This window comes from Alienimonas sp. DA493, assembly GCF_043951915.1.
Taxonomy (GTDB): domain Bacteria; phylum Planctomycetota; class Planctomycetia; order Planctomycetales; family Planctomycetaceae; genus Alienimonas.
Map to the genome: position 1 here is coordinate 41,283 of NZ_JBINJD010000010.1, position 21,516 is coordinate 62,798.

20 protein-coding genes are annotated in these 21,516 nt (G+C 72.1%); 7 read left to right on the forward strand and 13 right to left on the reverse strand.

Features of this window, described 5'->3' with window-relative positions:
- Window positions 1-138 precede the first annotated feature (138 nt).
- Window positions 139-450: a putative signal transducing protein gene (locus tag ACG2DA_RS02775; RefSeq protein WP_395253937.1), complete on the forward strand. Its 312-nt coding sequence runs from the start codon at window positions 139-141 to the stop codon at window positions 448-450.
- Here the strand turns inward: ACG2DA_RS02775 and ACG2DA_RS02780 are convergent, their stop codons facing one another.
- The 4 genes from ACG2DA_RS02780 to ACG2DA_RS02795 all read right to left on the reverse strand — a co-directional run bounded on the left by ACG2DA_RS02780 (window position 451) and on the right by ACG2DA_RS02795 (window position 6,189).
- On the reverse strand, window positions 451-828 hold the full coding sequence (locus ACG2DA_RS02780) for a cupin domain-containing protein (protein WP_395253938.1): 378 nt from the start codon (window positions 826-828) through the stop codon (window positions 451-453).
- The gene (locus tag ACG2DA_RS02785) at window positions 825-1,814 is read right to left on the reverse strand and encodes an endonuclease/exonuclease/phosphatase family protein (protein ID WP_395253939.1); all 990 of its coding nucleotides are present in this window, start codon (window positions 1,812-1,814) and stop codon (window positions 825-827) included. The genes ACG2DA_RS02780 and ACG2DA_RS02785 overlap by 4 nt, the downstream gene beginning before the upstream one ends.
- 323 nt (window positions 1,815-2,137) lie before the next feature.
- The gene (locus ACG2DA_RS02790) at window positions 2,138-3,598 is read right to left on the reverse strand and encodes a DUF1501 domain-containing protein (protein ID WP_395253940.1); all 1,461 of its coding nucleotides are present in this window, start codon (window positions 3,596-3,598) and stop codon (window positions 2,138-2,140) included.
- 8 nt (window positions 3,599-3,606) lie between these two features.
- Window positions 3,607-6,189: a PSD1 and planctomycete cytochrome C domain-containing protein gene (locus ACG2DA_RS02795; protein ID WP_395253941.1), complete on the reverse strand. Its 2,583-nt coding sequence runs from the start codon at window positions 6,187-6,189 to the stop codon at window positions 3,607-3,609.
- 107 nt (window positions 6,190-6,296) lie between these two features.
- On the opposite strand from ACG2DA_RS02795, the gene ACG2DA_RS02800 reads away from it, so the two are divergent.
- The gene (locus ACG2DA_RS02800) at window positions 6,297-8,603 is read left to right on the forward strand and encodes a hypothetical protein (RefSeq protein WP_395253942.1); all 2,307 of its coding nucleotides are present in this window, start codon (window positions 6,297-6,299) and stop codon (window positions 8,601-8,603) included.
- Here ACG2DA_RS02800 and ACG2DA_RS02805 read toward each other — a convergent pair.
- The 4 genes from ACG2DA_RS02805 to ACG2DA_RS02820 all read right to left on the reverse strand — a co-directional run bounded on the left by ACG2DA_RS02805 (window position 8,600) and on the right by ACG2DA_RS02820 (window position 12,860).
- Window positions 8,600-10,003 carry an ABC transporter permease gene (locus ACG2DA_RS02805; RefSeq protein WP_395253943.1) on the reverse strand — a complete coding sequence of 468 codons (1,404 nt, stop codon included), beginning with the start codon at window positions 10,001-10,003 and terminating at the stop codon, window positions 8,600-8,602. The genes ACG2DA_RS02800 and ACG2DA_RS02805 overlap by 4 nt on opposite strands.
- A gap of 97 nt (window positions 10,004-10,100) precedes the next feature.
- Window positions 10,101-11,126: an ABC transporter ATP-binding protein gene (locus tag ACG2DA_RS02810; RefSeq protein ID WP_395253944.1), complete on the reverse strand. Its 1,026-nt coding sequence runs from the start codon at window positions 11,124-11,126 to the stop codon at window positions 10,101-10,103.
- Window positions 11,127-11,188: 62 nt separating this feature from the next.
- A complete protein-coding gene (locus tag ACG2DA_RS02815; RefSeq protein ID WP_395253945.1) occupies window positions 11,189-11,950 on the reverse strand; it encodes a hypothetical protein in 762 nt (253 codons plus the stop codon).
- 133 nt (window positions 11,951-12,083) lie between these two features.
- Entirely contained in the window at window positions 12,084-12,860 is a 777-nt protein-coding gene (locus tag ACG2DA_RS02820; RefSeq protein ID WP_395253946.1) for a DUF6655 family protein, read from the reverse strand.
- Between the two features lie 198 nt (window positions 12,861-13,058).
- Here ACG2DA_RS02820 and ACG2DA_RS02825 point away from each other — a divergent pair, with 198 nt between their 5' ends.
- Together ACG2DA_RS02825 and ACG2DA_RS02830 are read left to right on the forward strand one after the other, a co-directional pair.
- Complete coding sequence (locus ACG2DA_RS02825) at window positions 13,059-13,430, forward strand: PH domain-containing protein (RefSeq protein WP_395253947.1); 372 nt, start codon at window positions 13,059-13,061, stop codon at window positions 13,428-13,430.
- Window positions 13,431-13,478: 48 nt separating this feature from the next.
- Window positions 13,479-14,294, forward strand: a complete 816-nt coding sequence (locus tag ACG2DA_RS02830) for a 23S rRNA (guanosine(2251)-2'-O)-methyltransferase RlmB (protein ID WP_395253948.1) — start codon at window positions 13,479-13,481, stop codon at window positions 14,292-14,294.
- 106 nt (window positions 14,295-14,400) lie between these two features.
- Here ACG2DA_RS02830 and ACG2DA_RS02835 read toward each other — a convergent pair whose 3' ends face one another.
- From ACG2DA_RS02835 to ACG2DA_RS02845, 3 genes are all read right to left on the reverse strand, one after another.
- Window positions 14,401-14,844, reverse strand: a complete 444-nt coding sequence (locus ACG2DA_RS02835) for a hypothetical protein (RefSeq protein ID WP_395253949.1) — start codon at window positions 14,842-14,844, stop codon at window positions 14,401-14,403.
- Window positions 14,845-14,922: 78 nt separating this feature from the next.
- Window positions 14,923-15,234, reverse strand: a complete 312-nt coding sequence (locus tag ACG2DA_RS02840; RefSeq protein WP_395253950.1) for a hypothetical protein — start codon at window positions 15,232-15,234, stop codon at window positions 14,923-14,925.
- Between the two features lie 111 nt (window positions 15,235-15,345).
- On the reverse strand, window positions 15,346-15,720 hold the full coding sequence (locus tag ACG2DA_RS02845; protein ID WP_395253951.1) for a hypothetical protein: 375 nt from the start codon (window positions 15,718-15,720) through the stop codon (window positions 15,346-15,348).
- Window positions 15,721-15,943: 223 nt separating this feature from the next.
- Between ACG2DA_RS02845 and ACG2DA_RS02850 the strand changes: the two genes are divergently transcribed.
- Window positions 15,944-16,723, forward strand: a complete 780-nt coding sequence (locus ACG2DA_RS02850; RefSeq protein ID WP_395253952.1) for a methyltransferase domain-containing protein — start codon at window positions 15,944-15,946, stop codon at window positions 16,721-16,723.
- Window positions 16,720-17,919, forward strand: coding sequence for an NAD(P)/FAD-dependent oxidoreductase (locus ACG2DA_RS02855; protein ID WP_395253953.1), 1,200 nt, complete (start codon window positions 16,720-16,722; stop codon window positions 17,917-17,919). Before ACG2DA_RS02850 ends, ACG2DA_RS02855 begins: the two co-directional genes overlap by 4 nt.
- A 10-nt stretch (window positions 17,920-17,929) precedes the next feature.
- Here the strand turns inward: ACG2DA_RS02855 and ACG2DA_RS02860 are convergent, their stop codons facing one another.
- Both ACG2DA_RS02860 and ACG2DA_RS02865 read right to left on the reverse strand, forming a co-directional pair.
- Window positions 17,930-18,946 carry an NAD(P)-dependent alcohol dehydrogenase gene (locus ACG2DA_RS02860; protein WP_395253954.1) on the reverse strand — a complete coding sequence of 339 codons (1,017 nt, stop codon included), beginning with the start codon at window positions 18,944-18,946 and terminating at the stop codon, window positions 17,930-17,932.
- Window positions 18,947-18,980: 34 nt separating this feature from the next.
- The gene (locus ACG2DA_RS02865) at window positions 18,981-19,949 is read right to left on the reverse strand and encodes a PDZ domain-containing protein (RefSeq protein ID WP_395253955.1); all 969 of its coding nucleotides are present in this window, start codon (window positions 19,947-19,949) and stop codon (window positions 18,981-18,983) included.
- 79 nt (window positions 19,950-20,028) lie between these two features.
- Between ACG2DA_RS02865 and ACG2DA_RS02870 the strand changes: the two genes are divergently transcribed.
- Complete coding sequence (locus tag ACG2DA_RS02870) at window positions 20,029-21,489, forward strand: sulfatase-like hydrolase/transferase (RefSeq protein WP_395253956.1); 1,461 nt, start codon at window positions 20,029-20,031, stop codon at window positions 21,487-21,489.
- Window positions 21,490-21,516 lie beyond the last annotated feature (27 nt).

Genomic DNA, 21,516 nt, shown 5'->3' on the forward strand with positions numbered 1-21,516 from the left:
AATTTCTACTATGAAGGATTAGTGCATGCCGCCCCCGTCGGTCAACGTCCGCTTGGGACATCTCCCCAGCATCCCGCCGCCATGGTCTCCGGGGGGCGCCGCGGGCGGCGCGACCGATCGGTCGGTTACGATGAGGCGATGAACACGCCGAACTCCCCCGCTCCCGCCTGGAACCCGTCCGACGACGAAGACGTCGTCGAGGTGGCCAGCTGCGCCAACGACGCCGAGGCCGCCGGTCTCGCCGCGACCCTCAACGAAGCCGGGATTCCCTGCAAAGTGGTGCAGGAAGGTTCCGGCGTGGGCGGCGGCGGCATCCCACTGGGCTCCCGCACCGAGCCGAAGCTCTGGGTCCGCGAGCACGACGCCGAGGCCGCCTCCCGCCTGATCCGCGAGATGCGGGACGAAATCGAAGCGGAGCACCGCCGCCACCCGCACCGGGAAGAGGAGTAGTCACTCCGCGGACGGGACCGCCTGCGGTTCGACGTACTCGTCTGCCGGGTCGAACTTCGGACTGCACACGATCAGCACGCGCATCGCTCCGACCGCCCGGTGCCGCACGCCGGGCGGGATGCGGATCGCGTCCAGCGGCTTCACCGGGATGCGTTCCCCGTCCAGCTCCAACGCCGCGTCGGGACCGCATTCGAGGATCACGTACACCTCAGTCTGCCGCTGGTGGTGATGCGTTTCCGCGTCGGCGGAGATCGTCGTCAGGTGCACCGTCGCGGGGAAGTCGGCGGCGTCGGCGAACGCCCGCCGGGCCGTCCCGCAGGGGCAGGGCACGCCCGGCAGGTCCGGCAGCGAAACCTTCTCCGCACGCGGTCGGTTCATTCGGCTGCGGGGGCGGTTCGGGAGGGGCGGAGGGCGGATTGAAACGCGGCGTACTCTGCCGGCGCCACGCGGGTCGGCGCCAGCACGAGGCGGTGGTCGCTCCGGGACGTCCAGCCGTGGGAGACCTCGCCCACGTCGAACCCGGGGCTCAGCCAGAGGTGATCGAGGTGCAGGACCGGCGCCGGAACCGGCCAGGTGGCGGCGTAACCCCGGCCGTGCCGCTCGAAGGCGTGGACGAACCCGGCCTGCCGCAATGCGTCGAAGTGCACGCTGTCCGGCGGGGTGTTGAAGTCCCCCGCGATCAGCGTCGGTCGCTCGGCGGCCAGTTCCCGAGCGAGTTGGAGGACGTGCCGCATTGCGGGGCCGCGGTCGACTTTCGGGTTCGAAGGCAGGTCCACCGCCAGTACGGCGACCCGTTGGCCCCCCAGTTGGGTTTTCGTTCGCACCGCAAACCCGTCGCCGCAGTTTGGTACTGGTAACTGGACGAGTTCCACGCCGCTGGTCGGCCCGCGGGAGAGGACTGTGATCCCGGCTCCCGGGCGTTCGACGAAGAACTGACCGCCGAACCGCTCCCGCCAGAACGCGTCCGCCCTCCCGTCCTCGCCGCTTTCGACCAGTACGGCGAGCGTCGGGTGATGCGCCTCCAAGGCGTCGGCGACCTTCGCCCACCCGGCAGCGCCGCGGGCGACGTTCCAGACGACGACCCGGGGCCGGTCGTCGAATGTGACGTCCTCGTAAAGAAAGATGGCAGTATTCGCCGCCGCGAGCAGTCCCAAGGCGCTTAGCATCAGGACGCCTTTCACCGTCAGACGCAGGCCCAGTGCCCCGGCTGCCGCGAGGGCGGCGGCGAGCCCGAGGAGCGTCAATACCGGCGCGCTGAGGGCGTAAAACGTCGGCGCCAGGGGGGCGAACCCGTCGCGGACCGTCACGCGAAGGGCGATCCCTCCCACGACCGTCGCGGCAAGCACGCCCGCGACCGACTTCAACCCCCAACGGAGGGATTGAGACGCTCTCGAGCGGGATCGTCCCGACGGCGGACTCACGGGCGCGGGCCCCGCGACGGGCGGAGCGGCGGGCGGCGCCGCGAGGAGCGGCGGGGCGGTTTCGCGAAGCGGAGGACGGCGGGCGAGGATCGGCATGGCGGCGGGAGGCAGGATATCGCTCGTTCCGCCCCACATTGGAGAAGAAACTGTGAGACCTGCGGGACTCGCCGCGGCCGAACGTCGCGGGGCGGGATCCTGCGGGCCGCGCGGCAGGGAGGCCGGCGTGGCGAACCGGCAACGTCCGTCCCGGGCCGGACGGGGCCGCCTCAGGCGAGAATCTCCTCCACGACGCGGCCGTGGACGTCCGTCAGGCGGAAGTCGCGGCCGGCGTGGCGGTAGGTGAGGCGCTCGTGGTCCACGCCCATCAGGTGCAGCATCGTGGCGTGCAGGTCGTGGACGTGGGTGCGGCCCTCGACGGCGGCGAAGCCGAACTCGTCCGTCGCCCCGTGGACGTGCCCGCCCTTCACGCCGCCGCCGGCCATCCAGACGGTGAAGCCGTGGTGGTTGTGGTCGCGGCCGTTCACCTTGCCGGCGTTCGAGCCCGGCTTGGGCAGCTCCACGACCGGGGTGCGGCCGAACTCCCCGCCGCACATCACCAGCGTTTCGTCCAGCAAGCCGAGCCGCTTCAGGTCCGTCAACAGGGCGGCGTGCGGCTTGTCGCACTGGCGGGCCAGCTCCATGTGGCGGGGCACGATGTCGTCGTGGTGGTCCCACGGCTGGCCCTGGCCGTGATACAGCTGCACGCAGCGGACGCCGCGCTCCACCAGTCGGCGGGCCAGCAGGCACATCCGGCCGTGCAGGGCGGTCGTCTTGTCGTCCAGCCCGTACAGATCGCGGACCTCCTGCGGCTCCTTCGACAGGTCGAACGCCTCGGAGGCGGACCCCTGCATCCGGTAGGCGGTCTCGAAGCTCTGAATACGGGCTTCGAGCTTGGCGTCGGCCCCGGCGGTCGCGGCGGCCCGGGCGGCGTGCTCCGCGTTCATCGCTCGCAGCAGTTCGAGCTGGGCTTCCTGTTCCCGCGGGCCCAACCGGGGGCGGACGTGTTCGACCAGCTTTTCCACCTCCGTGTGGCGGGGGTTCATGTGGGTGCCGGCGTGCACGCCGGGCAGAAACCCGCTCCGCCAGTTGGCGGCCCCGGCGGTCGGGTAGCCGTCCGGGCAGAGCACGATGTAGCCCGGCAGGTTGTAGTTCTCGCTGCCGAGACCGTAGGTCAGCCAACTGCCGAACGCCGGCCGGGCCAGCCGCCCGTCGCCGGTGTTCATCAGCATCAGGGACGGCTCGTGGTTGGGCACGTCCGCGTGCATGCCGCGTAGCAAACACAGGTCGTCGGCGTGCTCCCCAACGTGCGGGAACATCTCGCTGACCGGCAGTCCGCTCTCGCCGTACTGCTTGAACTTGTATTGGCTGGCGAACGCGGCGCCGGTCTTCCGTTCCGTTCGCAGTTCGATCGGCAGACTTTTGCCGTCGTACTTCGTCAACTCCGGCTTCGGGTCGAACGAATCGACGTGCGACAGCCCGCCGTTCATGAACAGGTGGATGACCGCCTTCGCCTTCGGCGGGTGGTGCGGCAGACCGCCGAGGCCGCCCACGGCGCCCGCCCCGCCGCTCTCCCGGGCGAACGCGGAGGCGTCCTGAGCCAGCGTCGCCGCGAGGCCGACCAGACCCAGACCGGTCCCGGCCCGGGCGAGCATCTGGCGACGGGAGAGCGGCGCGTCGGGGAAGAACATGGGAGGGGTCATTCGAGGAAGGCGAACTCGTTACTCATCAGCAAAGCCTGCGCCAGCAGCGCCGGGGCGCGCTCCCCGCCGGCGGCGAGATAGGCTTCGGCCCGCTCCCGCTCCGCGGCGGTCGGCTCGCGGAGCAGCACGCGGCGGTACAGGGCGCCGACGTCCGACCCGGTCTGCTGCGCCAACGAGGCCGCCCACGCCGACAGGTGCGGGCCGTTCAGGGCGAACAGGGCCTGCTGCGGCACGGCGGTCTCCGTGCGGTCCGCGGCGCTGCTGTCCGGGGCGGGGAAATCGAAGTTCCGCAGCACGCCGGGCAGGTCGTTCCGGTTCACCCGGGCCCGGATCGTGCGGACGGCGACCGGTTCCGGCCCGAACGCCTCCACCGGGCGGCCGGTGGCGTCCTGATCCAGCACGCCGGCGGCGGCCAACACGCTGTCCCGCCACGCCTCCAGCGTGAGCCGGCGGCGGGGGAAGTGCGTCAGCAGGCGGTTGCCGGGGTCGATCTCGGAGCCCGCGGCGGGGCCGGCGGTGCGGCGGTAGGCGTCGGTCAGGGCGATCTGGCGGTGCAGCCATTTCAGGCTCCAACCGTGGGCGACGAACTCCGAGGCGAGCCAGTCCAGCAGTTCCGGGTGCGAGGGCGGATCCCCCTGCAAACCGAAGTCGCTGGGCGTGGCGACAATACCGGTGCCGAAGTGCCAGGCCCACACGCGGTTCACGATCACGCGGGCCGTCAGCGGATTCTCCGGGTCGACGATCGCCGCCGCCAGCTCCCGCCGCCCGCTGACCCCGCGGGCGGAGTTCGGGTCCTCCGTCAGTTCGACTAGCTCCCCGTCGGTGAGAATCGAGGGCAGGGCGTGCGGCACGACCTCGTCTCCCCGCCGGCCGCGGTCGCCGCGGATAAAGACGGTGTTCCGCACGCGGCGGTCGGCGTCCCTCAGCGCCTCCGCCCGCGGCGGGGCGTGGGGGCTGTCGGCGATGAAGGTTTCCAGATTCTTTACCGCGTTGCGGTGGGCGTTCCGCTCCGCCTGATTGGCGAACCGCTCAAACTGCCCCTCCGGCACGACGGCGTACTGATCCGCCGCCGCGAGGGCCGCGTCGGCCTGCGGGGCGTCGAACCGTTCGATCAGGGCGGCGACCGCCTCCGGGTCGGCGTCTGCGCCTTGGTTCTGCAGGCGAACCCACTCGCCCAACGCGGCGTCGTCTTCTTTGAGTCGCTTCAGGGTGTCGCGGAAGTGACGGACGGCGGCGTCCCGCAGCGCCTTGCGACGCGGGTCGTCGTCCGGCATCACGCCGGCCCCGGCGGCGAGGTACTGCCCGAACTTCGCCCGCAGGTCGGCGACGATCGCCTCCGTCTGTTTCGCCTGCTCCGCGTCGGCGGCGGCCTCCAGTTCGCCCCGCTTCGTGAGGAACGCCCGCACCGCCGGGGTGTCGGCCGGCTCGCCGATCCGCGGCAGCTCCTCCCGGTCCACGCTGCTGCGGAACACGCCGAACAGGGCGTAGTAGTCCTCCGTCGGGATCGGGTCGAACTTGTGATCGTGACAGCGGGCGCAGGCCACCGTCAGCCCCAGCAGGCCGCGGGAGGTCACGTCCACCTGGTCGTCGGCGATCAGGATGCCGTCGTTGCGGAAGCGGTCGCCGAGGGTGAGGAATCCCAGCGCCGCCAGTTCCGGGGCGTTCTCCGGCAGGCCGAGCAGGTCCGCGGCGAGTTGCTCCGTCACGAACTGATCGAACGGCTTATCCTCGTTGAAGCTCTCGCTGACGTAGTCCCGGTAGGTCCAGGCAAAGGCGTACTCGATCGATTCGGTGAACACGTATCCGCGGGTGTCCGCGTAGCGGGCCACGTCCAGCCAGTGCCGGGCCCACCGCGGGCCCAGCCGCGGGTCGGCCAGCAGGCGGTCGATCAGCCGCGGCCACCAGTCCGGGGACTCGTCGGCGAGGGCGGTTTGCAGTTCCTCCCAGGTCGGCGGCAGGCCGAGCAGGTCGAGGTAGGCCCGGCGAACCAACGTGCGGCGGTCGGCCTCCGGGGCGGCGACCGCTCCGGAGACGGCCATCTTCGCGTTGAGGAACCGGTCGATCGGCGTGCTGCCGGGGGCGTCGGGAACCGCGGGCCGCACGACCGGCTGGAAGGACCAGTGCCGCGTGAGGTCCGCGGCTTCGCCCTCGGCGGGGGCGGCGTCCTCCGGCCAGACGGCGCCGCGCTGGACCCAGTCGGTCAGCAGGGCGATTTCCTCTTCGGGCAGCTTGCCGGAGGGGGGCATGCCGGTGTCGTAGTCGCCGTGGGCCAGCACCTCGATCAGCCGGCTGCCGGCCGGGTCGCCGGCCGTGATCGCCGGGGCGCCGGTGCTCAGTTCTTCCGTCGAGAACGCCGTCGCCCGGCGGTCCAGCCGCACGCCGCCCTGCTGTTTGTCGGCCCCGTGGCACTCGAAGCACCGCTTGGCCAGCAGCGGGCGGATGTGCGTTTCGAAGTGCTGAACCGCCGCCGGATCGGGCGCCGAATCGGCCGCGGGGGCGACGCCCGCGGTCAGCGACAGGCAGACCGCCGCCGCGGCGAGGTGCGGGAGGGAAGGCAAGATGTGTCGCGGGGCGGGCATGAGGTCGGTCCGGGGGACGGGCCGGGCGGGAGGCGCATTCTACCGATAGTCGCGCCTTGATACATCGGGCCGGGACCGCCCGGGGGCGATCTCGGTAGGTTGACCGCATGAGGATTCGCACCGAACGACCGTTCCGCGTCCGCGTGCTGCTGGTCGCGGCGACCATGTGGACGGCGGCGATCGCCCGGGCCGATTTGGGGCCGGAGAACGTCGTGCTGGTCGTCAACGGCGACAGCGTCGCGTCCCGCACGGCGGCGAACCATTACGTCGCCGCCCGGGGCCTGGCCGACGCGGCGGTCGTCGTGCTACGCGACCTGCCGGACTGGGAGGAGACGGACGTCGCCCGGTTCCGAGACCGCATTCTGCGGCCGACGTTGACGGCCGCGAACGACCGCGGCCTCGCCCCGCAACTCGACGCCGTGGCCTACAGCACGGCGATCCCCACGAAGATCCGCCTCGCCGCGGACCTCTCGGCGGAAGTCTGGGGCGACGGCCCGCGGCCGCACAAGATCTTCACGCCCTACGGCTCCCTGACCGGGCTGACGACCCTTTACGAGCCGGTTTTGCAGAAGCGGGCCGCGGAGTACCTCGCCCCGAACGCCAACGCCGCCTTCGCCGAGCCGGAGCGGGGGGAGGAGGACGAACCCGTCGCCCCGGCGACGGCCGGCTTCCGCCGGGCGATCGGCTTTGACGCCGACCGCCAGCCGACCGTGGGGCCGGGGCGGCGGTATCTGCTCAGCACGGCGCTCGGCGTGACGACCGGACGGGGGGAGACGGTGGAGGAGATCGTCGCACGACTGCGGGCCGCCGCCGCGGCCGACGGCACGCGGCCGGCGGGGGCGGTGGTCTTCTGCGACACCAAGGACGTTCGCAGTACGACCCGCCAACCGCTGTTCGCCGCCGCGGTCGCCGGCATCGAGGCGGAGGCCGCCGATCGGGGCCTTAACGTGCGGGCGAAGATCATCACGACGAGCCTGCCCCGGCGGGAGCCGTCGCTCGTCGGCCTGACCGCCGGTCTGGCCGGCGTCAAACCGCAGGACTGGAGGAGCCCGCTCGTCGGCTTCGCCCCCGGGGCCTTCGCGGACAACCTCACCAGCTTCGGCGGCGTGCTGTCGGAGCGCGGACACGGCCAGGTGACGGCGGTCGACTGGCTGCGGTTCGGCGCCGCGGCCAGCGGCGGTACGGTGCACGAACCGTACGCGGTGCCCTTCAAGTTCCCCTCGCCCTTCCTGCATCTGCACCGCCTTCGCGGCGTGACGCTGGCGGAGGCGCTGATCCGCAGCGTCGCTGGCCCGTACCAGTACCTCGCGGTCGGCGACCCACTCAGCAACCCCTACGCCCGCCGGCCGGTCGTCACGCTGGGGATGCCGCAGAGCGACGCGGAGACCCCGCTGAGCGGCGTCGTCCCAATCACCCTGGGCGCCGCGGACGCGGAGGGGAAGCCGGTGAAGCTCGCCGGGTGGGAGCTGTACGTCGACGGTCAGCGGATCGCCGTGCTGCCGCCGGGCCGGCCCTTCAATTGGGACACGACGAAGCGGCCCGACGGCGCCCATGAGTTCGCCGCCGTGGCCGTCGCCGCCGACGCCGCCCAAAGCCGCGGCCGGGCGGTGCGGGGGGCGGTCGTGCGGAACGGCGACCGCCCCGGGGGCCCGCGGCTGTCCGCCGACGTGACCGAAGCGATCTGGGGCGAGCCGCTGACCGTCGCCGTCGAGGTTCGAGGGGACGCGGATCAGTACGTCGTGCGGCACGGTCGAGAGGTCGTCGGGGAGCGAGTCGGCACGCCGGACGGGGACGACCGTACCCTGAACGACGTGGACGGTCGCCGAACGCACTTCTACCGCGTCGACACCCGGCCCCTCGGCCTCGGCCCGGTCACGCTGCGGGCGGAGATCACGCCGGACGGGGAGGACGGCGAGCCCGGTCCCCCGGTGCGGTCGGCGCCGCTGACGGTCACGATCGTCCCCCCGCTGCAGCGGGGGCGGAGCGTGGCGGAGAACGAGACGCTGCTCGACGGACCGAAGTTGCGGTGGGCGGGCGGGGCGCCGGTCGTCATGAGCGGCGGACTGCCGGACGGGTGGCTGGAGAAGGCGAAGCCGCCGGCGGGGACGGCGTTCACCCTCTCCGCGGTCGTCACGGTGCGGGAGCCGGGGCTCTACCGGTTGGCCCTGCGGACGAACTGCGACGTGTCGGTCGCCGTCGGCGGCGAACCGGCCCCGGCGATGACGGGCCCGACGGAGGCGTCCGCGGCCGGCGACGCCTGGCGGAGCGTGCCGGTGTGGCTCGAGTGGGGACGCCACGCCGTCGTCCTCACCGGCCGCACGCCGAAGCGAGCCCCCCTGCTGAACGTGCGGTGGGGCCGCCGCGGCCTGCAAACCCCCACCGCCGCCACGTGGCGGCGGGTCGCCGGGGACTAAACGGCCCGCTTGGCGAACCGCCACGCTCCCAGCGTCAGGAAGACGAGGGCGAACCCGCACAGGGCGGCGGCGCATTCCCACACCACGCCGGAGTCCGGGCGGGGCGTGGCGAGCACCTGGTCGTAGCCGATCAGCGCCCAGGCGTGCGGCGTGGCGAGGCTCAGGGTTTGCACGCTCTCGGGCAGCCAGTCCCGCGGCATAAAGCACCCGCTGATCCCCGCCAGCAGGATCACCGTGCTGGTGGCGTACGCCGAGACCTGCGCCTCGCTGTTCACCATCGTCGCCACGAGCAGCCCCAGCCCGGTCGCCGCGGCGCTGCAGGCGAGCGCGATCGGCAACAGCAACCAGGGCCGCGGCCCCCACTCCATCCCGAACAGGGCCTTGCCGGTGAGGAACAGGATCGCCGTCTGCAACACGGAGATCACGTAGAACGGCAGCGTCTTGCCGATCAGGATCGACGTCGGCCGCACCGGGGTCGTGCGGAGCCGGCGGAGGGTGCCCAGGTCCTGCTCGTACAGGAAGCTGCGGGCCATCAGGTTCACCAGGAAGAACACGAACATCACCGTGTAGCCGGGGACGATCTCGTCGTACACGTTGGAGATCACCCCGCCGCCGGCGGGGGGCTCGGAGAGCGGGATCTCCCGCGGCCCGGCGGCCGTCTCCGCGGCGATGCGATCGCAGGCCCCGGACAGCACGGTCGCGGCCCGGGGGTTGCGGCAGATCAGCAGCCGGCCCAGCCGCGGGATCACCAGCCCGGCGACCGCCAGCCGGATGCCGCCGGAGGGCTCCGCGTCGTCGCCGCTGTAAAGCGTCACGTCCAGCGGGGCGAGGTTGCCGTGCGCCAGCGGGCCCTCGTTGGAGCCGAACAGCGTGTCCGGCTCGACGGTGTAGCCCCGGCGGTAGAAGGTCGGGCCGAAGATCACCGCCTCGTCCACCAGCCCGCGGTCGACCAGCGCCCGGGCGGCCTCGGCCGGGTCCTCGGGCAGGGGCGCCGCCATTTGGTCGTCGAGGATCGTCGCCCAGTGCTCCGGCGTGTCCGCCCGGATGCCGCCGACCTCCCGGGCGTTCAGCCCGGCGAGCACTTCGACGACGGTGTTGCGAGCTTTGGTTCGCTCCGCGGCGGCTTCGTCGGGCGGGAAGGCCGGGGAGGGCAGCAGGTCCGGCGAGAGCTCTGCATCCGGCGGGTCCTCGAAGCCCTCGGCCCCGATGGCGTCGTAGTCGATGGCGTCCGCCACCACGACGCGGATCGCCGGCGCCTCGCCGCCCAGGCCGGGCAGCCGGCCGGTCGTCAGCCCGATGATCGCAATGAACGACAGCGGCAGGATCAGCAGCATCGCCGCCGTCCGCCGGTCGCGGACCAGCAACAACAGATCCTTGGCGGTGATGACGAGGGCGGACATGAACGGTGGGTGAGGGGGGAAGCGAGAGGGGGACGGAGGCCGGGACGCGTCGCGGGCGAGCCGCGTCGCGCCTCCATCCCTCCGTCCTCCTCCCCGGCTAGTCTCGTAGGGTGTTGCCGGTCAGTTTGAGGAACAGGCGTTCGAGGTCCGGCTCGTCGGTCTGCACCGAGTCCAGGCGGCCGCCGGCGGATTTGACGTGCTCCAGGACCGGGGCGAGCACGCCGGAAAGGGTCGTGTCGCCGTTCAGGCGGCTGCGGGGCAGGGCGAAGGTCACGGCGCCGCTGGGCTGGGCGACGACGTCGAACAGCCCGGCGAACGCCGGCGGCAGCAGCGCGGCGCCCTCCGGATCGTTCGGCGGCGGCGTGACGGACAGCCGCAGCACGCTCTCCAGCGGGGCGAGCAGGTCCGGAATCGTGCCCGCCGCCAGCACCCGGCCGGCGTCGATCACGGCGACCCGGTCGCAGACCTCCTCCACCTCTTCCATATAGTGACTGGCGTAGACGACCGCCGTGCCCTCGGCGGCGACGTCCTTCACGCTGGCCAGCAGGTGGGCCCGGCTCTGCGGGTCCACGCCCACCGTCGGTTCGTCGAGGATCAGCACGCTGGGCCGGTGGAGCAGGGCGCAGCCGAAGTTCAGCCGCCGCTTCATCCCCCCGCTGTAGTGCTCCGCCCGGTCGTCGGCCCGGTTCGTCAGGCCGGTGCGGCGGAGGGCGTCGGCGACGCGGTCGTCCAGTTCCGTCCCCCCCAGCCCGTACAGGCGTCCGAAGAACCGCAGGTTCTGCCGGGCGGTCAGCTCCGGGTAGATCGCCAGATCCTGCGGGACGACGCCGAGCCGGGCCCGCAGGTCGCGGCGGCTCGGGGTGAGGGCCTCCCCGCTGAGTTCCACCGTCCCCCCGTCGGCGGGCAGCACGCCGCAGGCGATCATCATGGTGGTCGACTTGCCGGCGCCGTTCGGGCCGAGCAGCCCGAACACCTCCCCGGGGGCGACTTCGAGGCTGACGTCCGCCACGGCGACGAGGTCGCCGAAGGTTTTCCGCAGGTTTTGCAGGCGCAGGGCGGCCTCCCCGGCGGCGGGGGACGCGGCGGCGGGGTTGGCGGGCGGCGGGGCGAGGGCGGCGGTCACGGCGGGAACCTAAGGCCGACGGCGCCGCACGGCGACCCTGCGGCCCCCCGCGGGGCGGTCGGTCAAAACCCGCCGACCCGCACCGCGTGGGCGCCCAGCACGCCGAGCGCCGCGGCGAGGGCGACGCGGACGTTGTCGTTAATCCGGCTGCGGGCGCTCTCCCACAGCCCCGCCGGCAGGGCGCCGCCCAGCCCGATCAGGGCGGCCGTTCCCCAATCCGGCAGCGGGGTGACCGCCTCGGGATTCATCAGTTCCCCCCGGTACAGAATCGCCGCCCCGGCCGTGCCGCAGAGGACGAAGGCGAGCAGTCCGACCCACGATTTCTCCCGGTTCCACGGCAACCGGGCGCCCCACCGAGAGCCGGCCGCCAGTTTGCCGAACAGCGTCGCGGAGCCGTCCCCGAACGCCAGCACGCCCAGCACGGCGAACGCACACTCCGGCCGGTCGGGGAAGCAGAACAGCGGCAGCACCACCCCGGCGGCGTAGCCGAACACGCTGGCGAAGCGGCCGTTGAAGGCGTCCTCCTCGCCCTCGGTCCGTCGCACCTCCCGCCAGCGGAACCAGGCCGTCGCCGTCAGGGCGACGAAGACGGTCAGCAGGATCCCCCGCAGGATCGGCGAGAGCGGCACCCGGTGCGGGACGTACCACAGCAGCGGCGGCAACAGGCCGGGGCTGAAGTGCAGGGCCCGCCGCCGCCACTCCGCCGGCGACAATCGGCCCGGGCGCCGGGCGGGGCCGTCGTCCGTTGGGGTGTCGACCGGCGGGGCGTCGGCCGAGGCCCCGTTCTCCCGCGCGGAGGGCGGCAGCGGGCGGGCGGCGCTCATCGCGGCGGGGCGGGGGAGGTCACGATCGCCGACTGTCCGCTTCGCGTTCCCGCAGCGTCAAGGGGCGTCCGCCTCGGGCGGAGAGAACCGGTCCGGGGGGAACCGGTCCGCGGGGGACCGACCCGGCCGGGGCTCACGGTTCGAATTCGAACGGATCGTCGGCGGGATCGTCGGCGGCGTCGACGGTCGCCTCGGCGGCGACCGGCTTCTCCTCGTCCTCCTTCGCCTCGGCCAGCCGCACCGAGGAGGCGCCGGCGGGCGGGGCGCTGACGGCGACGGAGTACGGCAGCGGATTGATCGGACGGCCGGTGCGTTCGCCGACGGCGATCGACTGCTTCACCGAGCCGTTCTGCCACGGGCCGATGCCCAGCAGGTAGGAGTTCGAATCGTCGCTGCGGGCGAGGCTCATGCCGCCGGGGCCCAGCGGCTCACGGGTTTTGGCGTCGTAGAGCGCCAGGCCGATCTTGGCGGTGGCGATCTGCCGGTCGCGGTTCCAGACCTTGACTTCGGGGATCTCGACCGGGGCGATGCCCGGCAGGGAGATATTCGGCGTGCCGACGTAGCTCTGCTGACGGTCGGTGCCGACGCCGCCGCTGCGGATCTCGGCGATCACGTCCGCCTCCTCCGGCTTGGCGGCCAGCCGGGCGCCGGAGGTCATCACCCGGTGCCGAATGCTGCTGACCAGGTAGCCCTTGTCCACGCAGTCCAGGTACTGCGGATCGACGAACACGCTTTTCCCGGCGAGCGGCCGCAGGTCGATCTTGGAGATGCTGCGGTCGATCGCGTCGGAGACGAGCAACTGCTCCATCCCGGTGCGGGCGGTGTCCGAACTGCGGGTGGTCGCGCAGCCGGTGGCCGTCAGCAGCAGAACGGCGGCCGCGCACGCCGCGACGGGGGCCGAGAAACGCATGAGAAGAACCCGGTCGGGTTGTCAACGGGAGGGAGCGCGGCCGGGGCATAGGCCGCGGTCGCCCTCCGACGCAAGATCAGCCCCGAGAACGCACCCCCCGCCGGGGAGGCCGGACCGGGACCGGTGAACCGCCGGGCGGCCGCGGACGTTACGCTGACCGCTCGCCTCCCCCTTCCGAACCCCCGCCTCCGAGATCCCATGGGTCTGTTCAGCACGCTGCTCGGTCACGCCGGCGAGGCCGACGTCGAAGCGATCGAGGCCGAGTTCCAATCGCTGCTCGGTCCGTCGGAGAATATCGAGAAGGCCTTCAAACTGGTCCGCGACCTGATCGTGTTCACCGACCGCCGCATCGTGCTGGTGGACAAGCAGGGGGTGACCGGCAAGAAGCGGGAGTACCTCACGCTGCCCTACAAGCAGATCACGATGTTCAGCGTCGAGACCGCCGGCCGGGCGGACTTGGACAGCGACGTGAAGGTCTGGGTGCGGGGGGCGACCGACCCGTTCGTCTGGAAGTTTCCCGCCGGCGGCGAGAACGAGGTCGCCCGGTTGCTGGCCACGCACGTGCTCTGAGGCCGTTGCCGTCGAGCGTCGCCGGTCGTTTCGGCTATGTTCGGCGGGATGAGCCTTTCCCTGCGTAACCCCCACAGCGTGCTGGCGGCCCTGCGGCTGCGGCCCGGGTCGGTCACCTCCGTTTCCCCGCCCGCCGGCCGCCCGACGCCCGCCTGGGCCGCCGTGCTCGACGCCGCCCACGAGGCCGGCGTGCCGCTGGTCGACGCCCCGGCCCGCCCCTCGTCCGGTGGGAAGGGCGGCGGCCGGCGGGGCCGCCGCGGAGGCCCCGCCGACCGGGACGCCCGCGGCGGCGGCGGCGAGGCCCTCGTCGCGCCCAAGCCGCCGGTGAGCCTCGGTGAGCTCTTCTCGAAGGTCGATCCGAACGCCGCCGGCCTGTGGCTGGCGCTGGACCGCATCCAGGACGTCCACAATTTGGGGGCGATCTTTCGCAACGCGGCGTTCTTCGGCGTGCGGGGGCTGATCTTCACCCGCGACCAGTCCGCCCCGCTGACCGCCGCCGCCTACGACGTGGCCTGCGGCGGGGTGGAAGCCGTGCCGCACGCCGCCCCGGCGAACCTCGCCTCCGCCCTGACCAAGGCGAAGGAGGCCGGCCTGTGGGCGCTCGGCACCAGCGAGCACGCCGGCATCCTCGGCGACGGCGCCGACGTCCCCTCCGGCTCCGCTTTTGACGTCGACCGCGCCCGCCCGTGGCTGGTGGTGATCGGCGGCGAGGAGAAGGGTCTGCGGAAGCGCACCCTCGACCTGTGCGACGAGGTCTGCCAGCTCCCCCCGGGCCCGGGCAACGTCGGCCCGGTGACGAGTTTGAACGCCGCCGTCGCCAGCGGGGCGATCCTCGCGGCGCTGTCCCGGCCGGTGACCGGGTGAACCGGCCGCTCACGTCAAAGCCGGGGCTCGAGGCCGGGGCGTCCAATGACATTGGTCCGCCGACCTCGCAAGGATTCGCGGTGCGAAACGTGATCGCGACCCGATTCTATTCAGGATTGAAGTAACCCTCGCCGCCGACCCCGACGGATTCGAAACACCGGCCGGTCGGGTCGTCCGGGGCTTGTTCGCCGTCAGGGATCGCGGGGCGCCAAAGACTCATCTGCAATTCAGGAAATCGATAGGCGTATCCGAGCTCAGGATCGTTCTCATCGTAGGGAGCGATCGCCTGAAGGTGCGCGACCGCCTGATCGGCGTCGAGTTCGTGCAGGCATTTGCCGTTTAACATTGCCTTGTAATTCTCCGATCGGGCGAGCTCGACAAAGACGACGCTGCCTGACGGGTCGAAATCGATCGCCATATCCTCGAGGTACCACTCCCGTGCGGCATCGTCGGCGTCCGGCTCACCGAGATGCTTACGAAGTGCGTCGCGAGTCATGCCGAAACGGATCGGGCCGACCCCGATTCTCGGTTTGATTTCGAGTGTCTTCATGATGAAGCTCGGTCAGGGAACGAACGCGTTGCGCAGCCGTCGACGGATATGGTCCGAGGCTGCAGGACGGAGCTGCACCTATTCCAATTGTCGCTCTAAATCAGTCAGGAGCCGAAGACGCTCGTCGTCGGCGCCTGTCTGTCGTTCTTGAGCGATGGCTTCGGCGGCAAGCTTTCGTGTTTCCGGTTGAACAACGTCATGTTCGACCTGAAGGACTGCTGCCGCGAAGATAAGCCCGGAGCATTCCTCCCAGAACGTCGCGTCGCGTTCGTCTTCGGGAAATTCGTCGAGAATCTCCCGTGCGGTCGCAGTCTGAAGGAGGCCGGCGGCGACGGCCGGAGGATCTTCGCCGTTCTCGACGGCCTGTTCGAACTCAGCCTTGACGTCCATCGCGAGGTCGTCTTCGAAGAACGAATTACCCCATCGACCCATGGCTTATCTCCTGTTCGGAAGAATTGTTCCGTCGCGGCGCTTTGCCGCTGCTCCGCCGCCTTGGGAACCTCAGCCGTGTTTCGCAAGGCTCGATCCCCACTGGGCGACTTTGTATTGATATCGCTCCGGATCCCCCTCGGGCAGAAGGTTTGCACTGATTAACCGCTGCCGAACCACCACGCCGAGAAAGTCGTACTCCTCTTCGTCGTCGGTGGGAATACGTTTGAGGATTTCTTGGAACTTGTCGAGCACGTCGCCGGCGATGTCGCAGTCGCCTTCCGCGATGCAGAAGTCCGCGAATTCGTTTCCCCCAACCGTCGCAAGCTCGGAATTCAAGTGTGAGAAGTCGTCCTCAGTCCATTGGTTACCGGTCTTTTCGGTCGGCTGTCCGACATCGATCACGCTCGCCGATCGTCCGAGGAATCGTTTGAGTAACGAGATCATCGCTCCAATCCAAATGGTTTCAGCTAGCGAATTGGTACCTGTCTGACGGACCGCTCGAGAACGCGAGTTGGTTATCAGGCGGACCTTCGAAAGCCGCAAGACCGCCGACCGGGATCGGGGACTTGGGCGAGCGGACGCAGGATAACCCGCCCTCCGGCCGGGCGGGGTTTGAGAGTCAGTGGCCGTGCGTTTCGTCGTTCGCCCGGAATCGTACGATGGTTCGGTGCCGGCCGTCCCCTCCCCCGCCGTTCCGACTGCACCGCTCGCCGCCCGCGTCGTCGTCCCGGAGGTGATGGACGACCCGGACCTCGACCCCGCCGCCCACCGGGCCGCTCTCGCCGGGCTGCGGCGGCTTAACGCCGTCAGCGGGACGACGGCGTCGCTGGCCGCGGCGCTCAAGCCGATTCTCAAAACCGTCCCCGCGGACCGCACCCCCCAAGTGCTGGACGTCGCCTGCGGGGGCGGCGACGGGGCGGTGGCGCTGGCAGCGAAGCTCTCAAGGGTTGCCGGCCGCCCGGTGCGGGTGGACGGTTGCGACCTGTCGCCGGTCGCGGTGGAGACGGCAGGGAACGCAGCCGGTAACGCCGGGCTGCCCTCGGCGTTCTTCACGGCCGACGCCCTCGCCGGTCCGCTGCCGGGGGCCGAAGGCACGGGGCGGGGACGGTACGACGCCGCGGTCAGCAGCCTGTTTCTGCATCACCTCGAAGACGACGACGCCCCCCGCGTGCTGGCGAACATGGCCGCGGCCGCGAACGCCGTGATCGTCTCCGACCTCCGCCGCACCCGGCTGGGCTTGGCGATGGCCCATATCGCCTGTCGGGCGCTCTCCCGCAGCCCGATCGTGCATGACGACGGCCCGCAGAGCGTGCGGGCCGCCTTCACGGTCGACGAGTTCCGCCGCGTCGCCGACGCCGCGGGACTGTCGGGCTACGAGATTCGAGCCGTCTGGCCGCAGCGGTTCCTGTTCGTCTGGCAGCGGGCAGCCGACGGGGGAGCGGCATGAGCGTCCCGCCGGACCGCTGCGACGCGGCGATCGTCGGCGCCGGCCCGGCGGGCTCCGTACTGGCCCGCGAACTGGCGTTGCGGGGGCGGTCGGTCGTGCTGATCGAACGGGCGACCTTCCCCCGCCGCAAAGTCTGCGGGGCTTGTCTCAGCGGCCACGCCGTCCGGGAACTGACCGCGGCGGGGCTGGGCGGTTTGCTAGAGCAGCGCGGGGCGATCCCGCAGACCGGGTTTCGCCTGGGCGTGGAGGCGAGGGGCCGGGCGCCGCGGGCGGCGTTCGTGGAGACCGTAGGCGGCTTCGCCCTGTCTCGCAGTCGGCTCGACGCCGCCCTCGCCGACGCCGCCGTCGCCGCGGGGGCCGTCGCCCTGTTCGGCACGGGGGCCTCGGTGGGGGCGGACCGTACGCTCACGTTGAAGGGGGAGCACGCCGGCACGCTGCGGGCCGGGGCGGTCGTCGTGGCGTGCGGCCTCTCCGGCGCCGGAGCGGTCTTGAGCCGCGACCGTGAGAGGGCGTCTGTCCCCGGCCGCGACCGCTCAGGGGCACTCCCAGACGATCGCGGCTCTGAGTCGCTGAAGTCCGACGTCCGACCCGGAAGCCGGGTGGGGGCGGGGTGCGAGTTGGAACCGGGGGCGTTCGACGCCGACTTCTTCGCCCCCGGCACGATCCATATGGCCGTCGCCGCGGGCGGCTACGTGGGAGCGACGGTCACGGAGGGCGGCGAGTTGAACCTTGCCGGAGCCTACGATCTGGGCTTTTTGAAGGAGAGCGGCGGGCCGGGGCCGGCGTCGGCGGCGATCTTCGAGGCCGCCGGCTTTCCCGTGGCAGAGGGGATGGCGGCCGCGGACTGGACCGGCACCCCGCCGCTGACCCGCACCGCCGGCGCCGTGGCGGCGGACGGCGTGTTCCTCGTCGGCGACGCGGCCGGCTACGTGGAGCCGTTCACGGGCGAGGGCATGGGGTGGGCGCTCGCCTCCGCCCGGGCCGCCGCCGACCCAATCGACGCCTTCCTGCAGGGCGATCCCGCCGCCGAGGCGCGGTGGCGACGCGCCTATCGGCGCTGGATCGGCCGCCGAAAGGGCTGGTGCCGGGCCGTCGCCGTGGCGGCCCGCACGCCGCTGGCCGCGACGGTCGCCGCGGCGGCGCTCAACCGGGCCCCGATGTTGGCCCGGCCGCTGGTGCGTCACCTGGCGGGGTGAGCCGGGGGGCCTACTCCCCGATCTTGATCACGACCTTGCCGAAGTGGACGCCGCTTTGCAGGTGCTTGTAGGCGGCGATCGCGTCGTCGAAGGGGAAGGTGCGGTCGACGACGGGGCGAATCGCGTTCGCGGCGACGTGCCGGTTCAGGTCGGCGAACATCTCCCGGCTGCCGACGTAGATGCCGTGGACGCTCAGCCGTTCGAACACGCAGGGCAGCGGGTTCACCTCGCCGTCGGTCCCGGTCAGCACGCCGATCAGGCCGATCCGGCCGTTCAGGGCGCAGGCCCGCATGCTCTTGGCCAGCGTGCCGGGGCCGCCGACCTCCACCACGTGATCGACGCCGCGGCCATCGGTCAATTTGCGGACGGCTTTGTGCCAGTCCGGCGTCTGCTTGTAGTTGACCGTGCCGTCGGCCCCGAGTTCCCTCGCCCGCTCCAGCTTTTCGTCGCTGGAGGAGGTGATATAGACCGTCGCCCCGGCCGCCTTGGCCAGCTGCAGGGCGAAGACGCTCACGCCGCCGGTGCCGAGGCAGAGCACGCTTTGGCCGGCGGTCAGGCCGCCCTTCACGAACAGCGATTGCCACGCGGTCACCCCGGCACAGGGCAGGCAGGCGGCTTCCTCGAAGGAGAGGTCGCCGGGGATCGGCAGCAGGGCCCGCTCCGGGAAAACGACCTTTTCGGCGAGCACCCCGTCGATCCCGCCGCCGTGGGCGGACCGCATGATCGCCTCGTCCGGTTCCCCGGCGACCCAGTCGCGGAAGAAGGTGTTCACCACGCGATCGCCGACGGCGAACCCCGTCACCCCCTCGCCGATCGCCTCGACGACGCCGGCGCCGTCGGAGAGCGGCACGACCGGCCGCGTGTCGTTGCGGGGGTAGCCGCCGGCGGCGACGGTGGTGTCGCGATAGTTCAGGCTGGCGGCCCGCATCGACACCAGCACGTCGCCGCGGCCGGGCGGGGGGTCGGGGCGTTCCGCCCGTTCAATCGCGTCGGGGCCGCCGTCGGAGGAAACGAGATAAGCGTGCATCAGGCGGGAGCGACGTGCGGGGAAAGGCGAGCGATCAGCGGCGGGGATCGCCGCCGCGGTACAGGGGGTTCTGCTCGAAGGCGTCGTAGCGGTTCTGGTCGTACAGGCCGCCGTCGTAGCGGTTTGGATCGTAGCGGTTCGGGTCGAAGCGGTCCGAGCCGTACGGGGGGACGCCGGTTCCGAAGCCGGTGTCGGGACCGTAGAGCGAACCGCCGCCGCGACCATACAGCCCGCCGGGCGTGCCGCCGTAGCCGGGCGGGTTCGTGGGGCCGTAACGGGGCACGGGCCGGACGCTGACGGGGGTGATCTGCCCGGTGCGGTGGTCCTGGACCAGCAACGCCGCCTCGCCGCGGGCGTCTAATCGGCGGGCCAGTTCGACCCCCAGCGGGTAGACCCGCGGCCCGCCCGGCGTGTTGACCACCCCCACCTGATAGCCGGCGACGGTGAGGATGCGGTCCCCCCGTTCCAGCCCGGCCCGGTCGGCGGGGGTGCCGGGGATCACCCGGGTGACCAGCACGCCGGCGACGGTGTCGGTCCCGTTCACGCCCAGCAGTACGGGGCTGTCGTCCGGATCGAACCCCGGCCCGCCGAGGCCCGGCCGGAGCTGCGGCGCCGGACCGACCGGCGCCGGCGGGACGACCTGGCCGGAGGGGGCGTCGTACTGGTAGCCGTTCGACGGTCGGGCGCCGTCGTCGCGGGACCGCATCTCCGGGGCGGCGCCCGGCGCGGCGGACCCGGGGGCGTTGGTCCCGGGGGAAGACGGAACCGGGGTGAAGCGGCGGGCGTCGATGCCGTTCTCCCGCACGCGTTCCTGCGGCGGGGGCTGCGGCGTGCGGGCGTCGTCGGACTCCTCCGGGGCGGCGAGGCCCTCCGGCAGGCCCGGCAGCAGGGGTTCGTCCTGACCGACCGCCGCCCCGCCCGACAGCGAGCCGGCGACGATCAGCAGAGCCGCGGCGGGGAACGCCGACCGGCCGCGGCCGGGGCGGGGGGCGGAGCGGGGCATGGAACCGGCGGGGCGTGCGGGTGACGACGGGAGTTCCCATCATCCTACCCGCCCGCCCACGCCGATCGGAGAACCCCCCGTGATTCGTCCGCCGCTCGCCGCGTTCGCCCTGCTGCTCGCCGTCGGCCCCGCCTCGGCCGCCGACGCCCCGCGGCCGAACGTGTTGCTGCTGATCGCGGACGACCTCGGTTGGGGCGAGTGCGGCTTCCAGCACGGGCCGGGCACGCGGTCGGTCGCCGACGGCGGGGCCGGCGTCGTCCCGACGCCGCACCTGGACGCCCTCGCCGCCGACGGCGTGCGGTTCACCCAGGGTTACGTGACCGCCTCCTACTGCTCCCCCAGTCGGGCCGGGCTGCTGACCGGCGTGCACCAGACCCGGTTCGGGCATGAACTGAATCCGGTGGGGGCGCACAACGAACACCCGCTCGCCGGGTTGCCGGCCGGCCGGAAGACGCTGGCCGATCATCTGCAAGCCGAGGGCTACGCGACGGCGTTGATCGGCAAGTGGCACCTCGGCGGGCATCCGACGGCCCACCCGTTGCGGAAGGGCTTCGAGCGGTTCTGGGGCTTCCTGCACGAGGGCCACACCTACGCCGACCCGTTCAGCGGCCCGCCGGTCGTCTCCTTCCTCCGCCGCAAAACGCTGCCGGACGGACGGACCGACGGGGTGTGGAACAGCCCCGACGGCCGCCTGTTCCTGCACACCGGCGCCCCGATCGCCGAGCCGCCCTACGACGCCAACAACCCGATCCTCGCCGACGGCACGCCCGTCACGCCGGAGGGCTACTTCACCCACGCCCTCACCCGGGAGGCCGACCGCTCTCTGGACGCCGCCGCCGGCCGGCCGTTCTTTCTGTGCGTGAGCTATTCCGCGGTGCACTCGCCGATGCAGGCGCTGCCGGAGGATTACGAAGCACTCTCCAACATTGAGGACCCCCAGCGGCGGGTGTTCGGGGGAATGTTGAAGGCCCTAGACGAGAGCGTCGGGGCCCTGCGGGCCTCGCTGGCCCAGCGGGGGCTGGCGGAGAACACCCTCGTCCTGTTCCTCTCCGACAACGGCGGCCCGACGGCCGAACTGACCAGCACCAACCGCCCCCTGCGGGACGGCAAGGGCAGCCTGTACGAAGGCGGCCTCCGCGTGCCGATGCTGGCGAGCTGGCCCGGCGTGTTCCCCGCGGGGACCGATTTCGAGGAGCCGGTGTGGACGCTCGACTTCACCGCGACCGCCCTCGCCGCCGCCGGCGGCGACGTGCCGCGGGAGTGGGACGGCGTCGACTTGCGGCCGATTCTGAACGGCGTAGGGCTGCCGGAACGGACGCTCGCTTGGCGGATGGGGCCGAAGAAGGCCCTGCGGAGCGGCGACCTCAAGATCGTGCGGCCCCGGCAGAACGCCGACTGGGAGTTGTACGATCTCGCCGCCGACCGGTCGGAGAGCCGCGACCTTGCCGCGGCCCGCCCGGCGGATCTGGACCGACTGCTCGCCCTCTGGGCGGAGCGGGAGGCGGAGATGGTTCCCCCGCGGCAGTTCAAATCGAACTGACCGCTGAGTGCCCGCGCACGGAAGCGT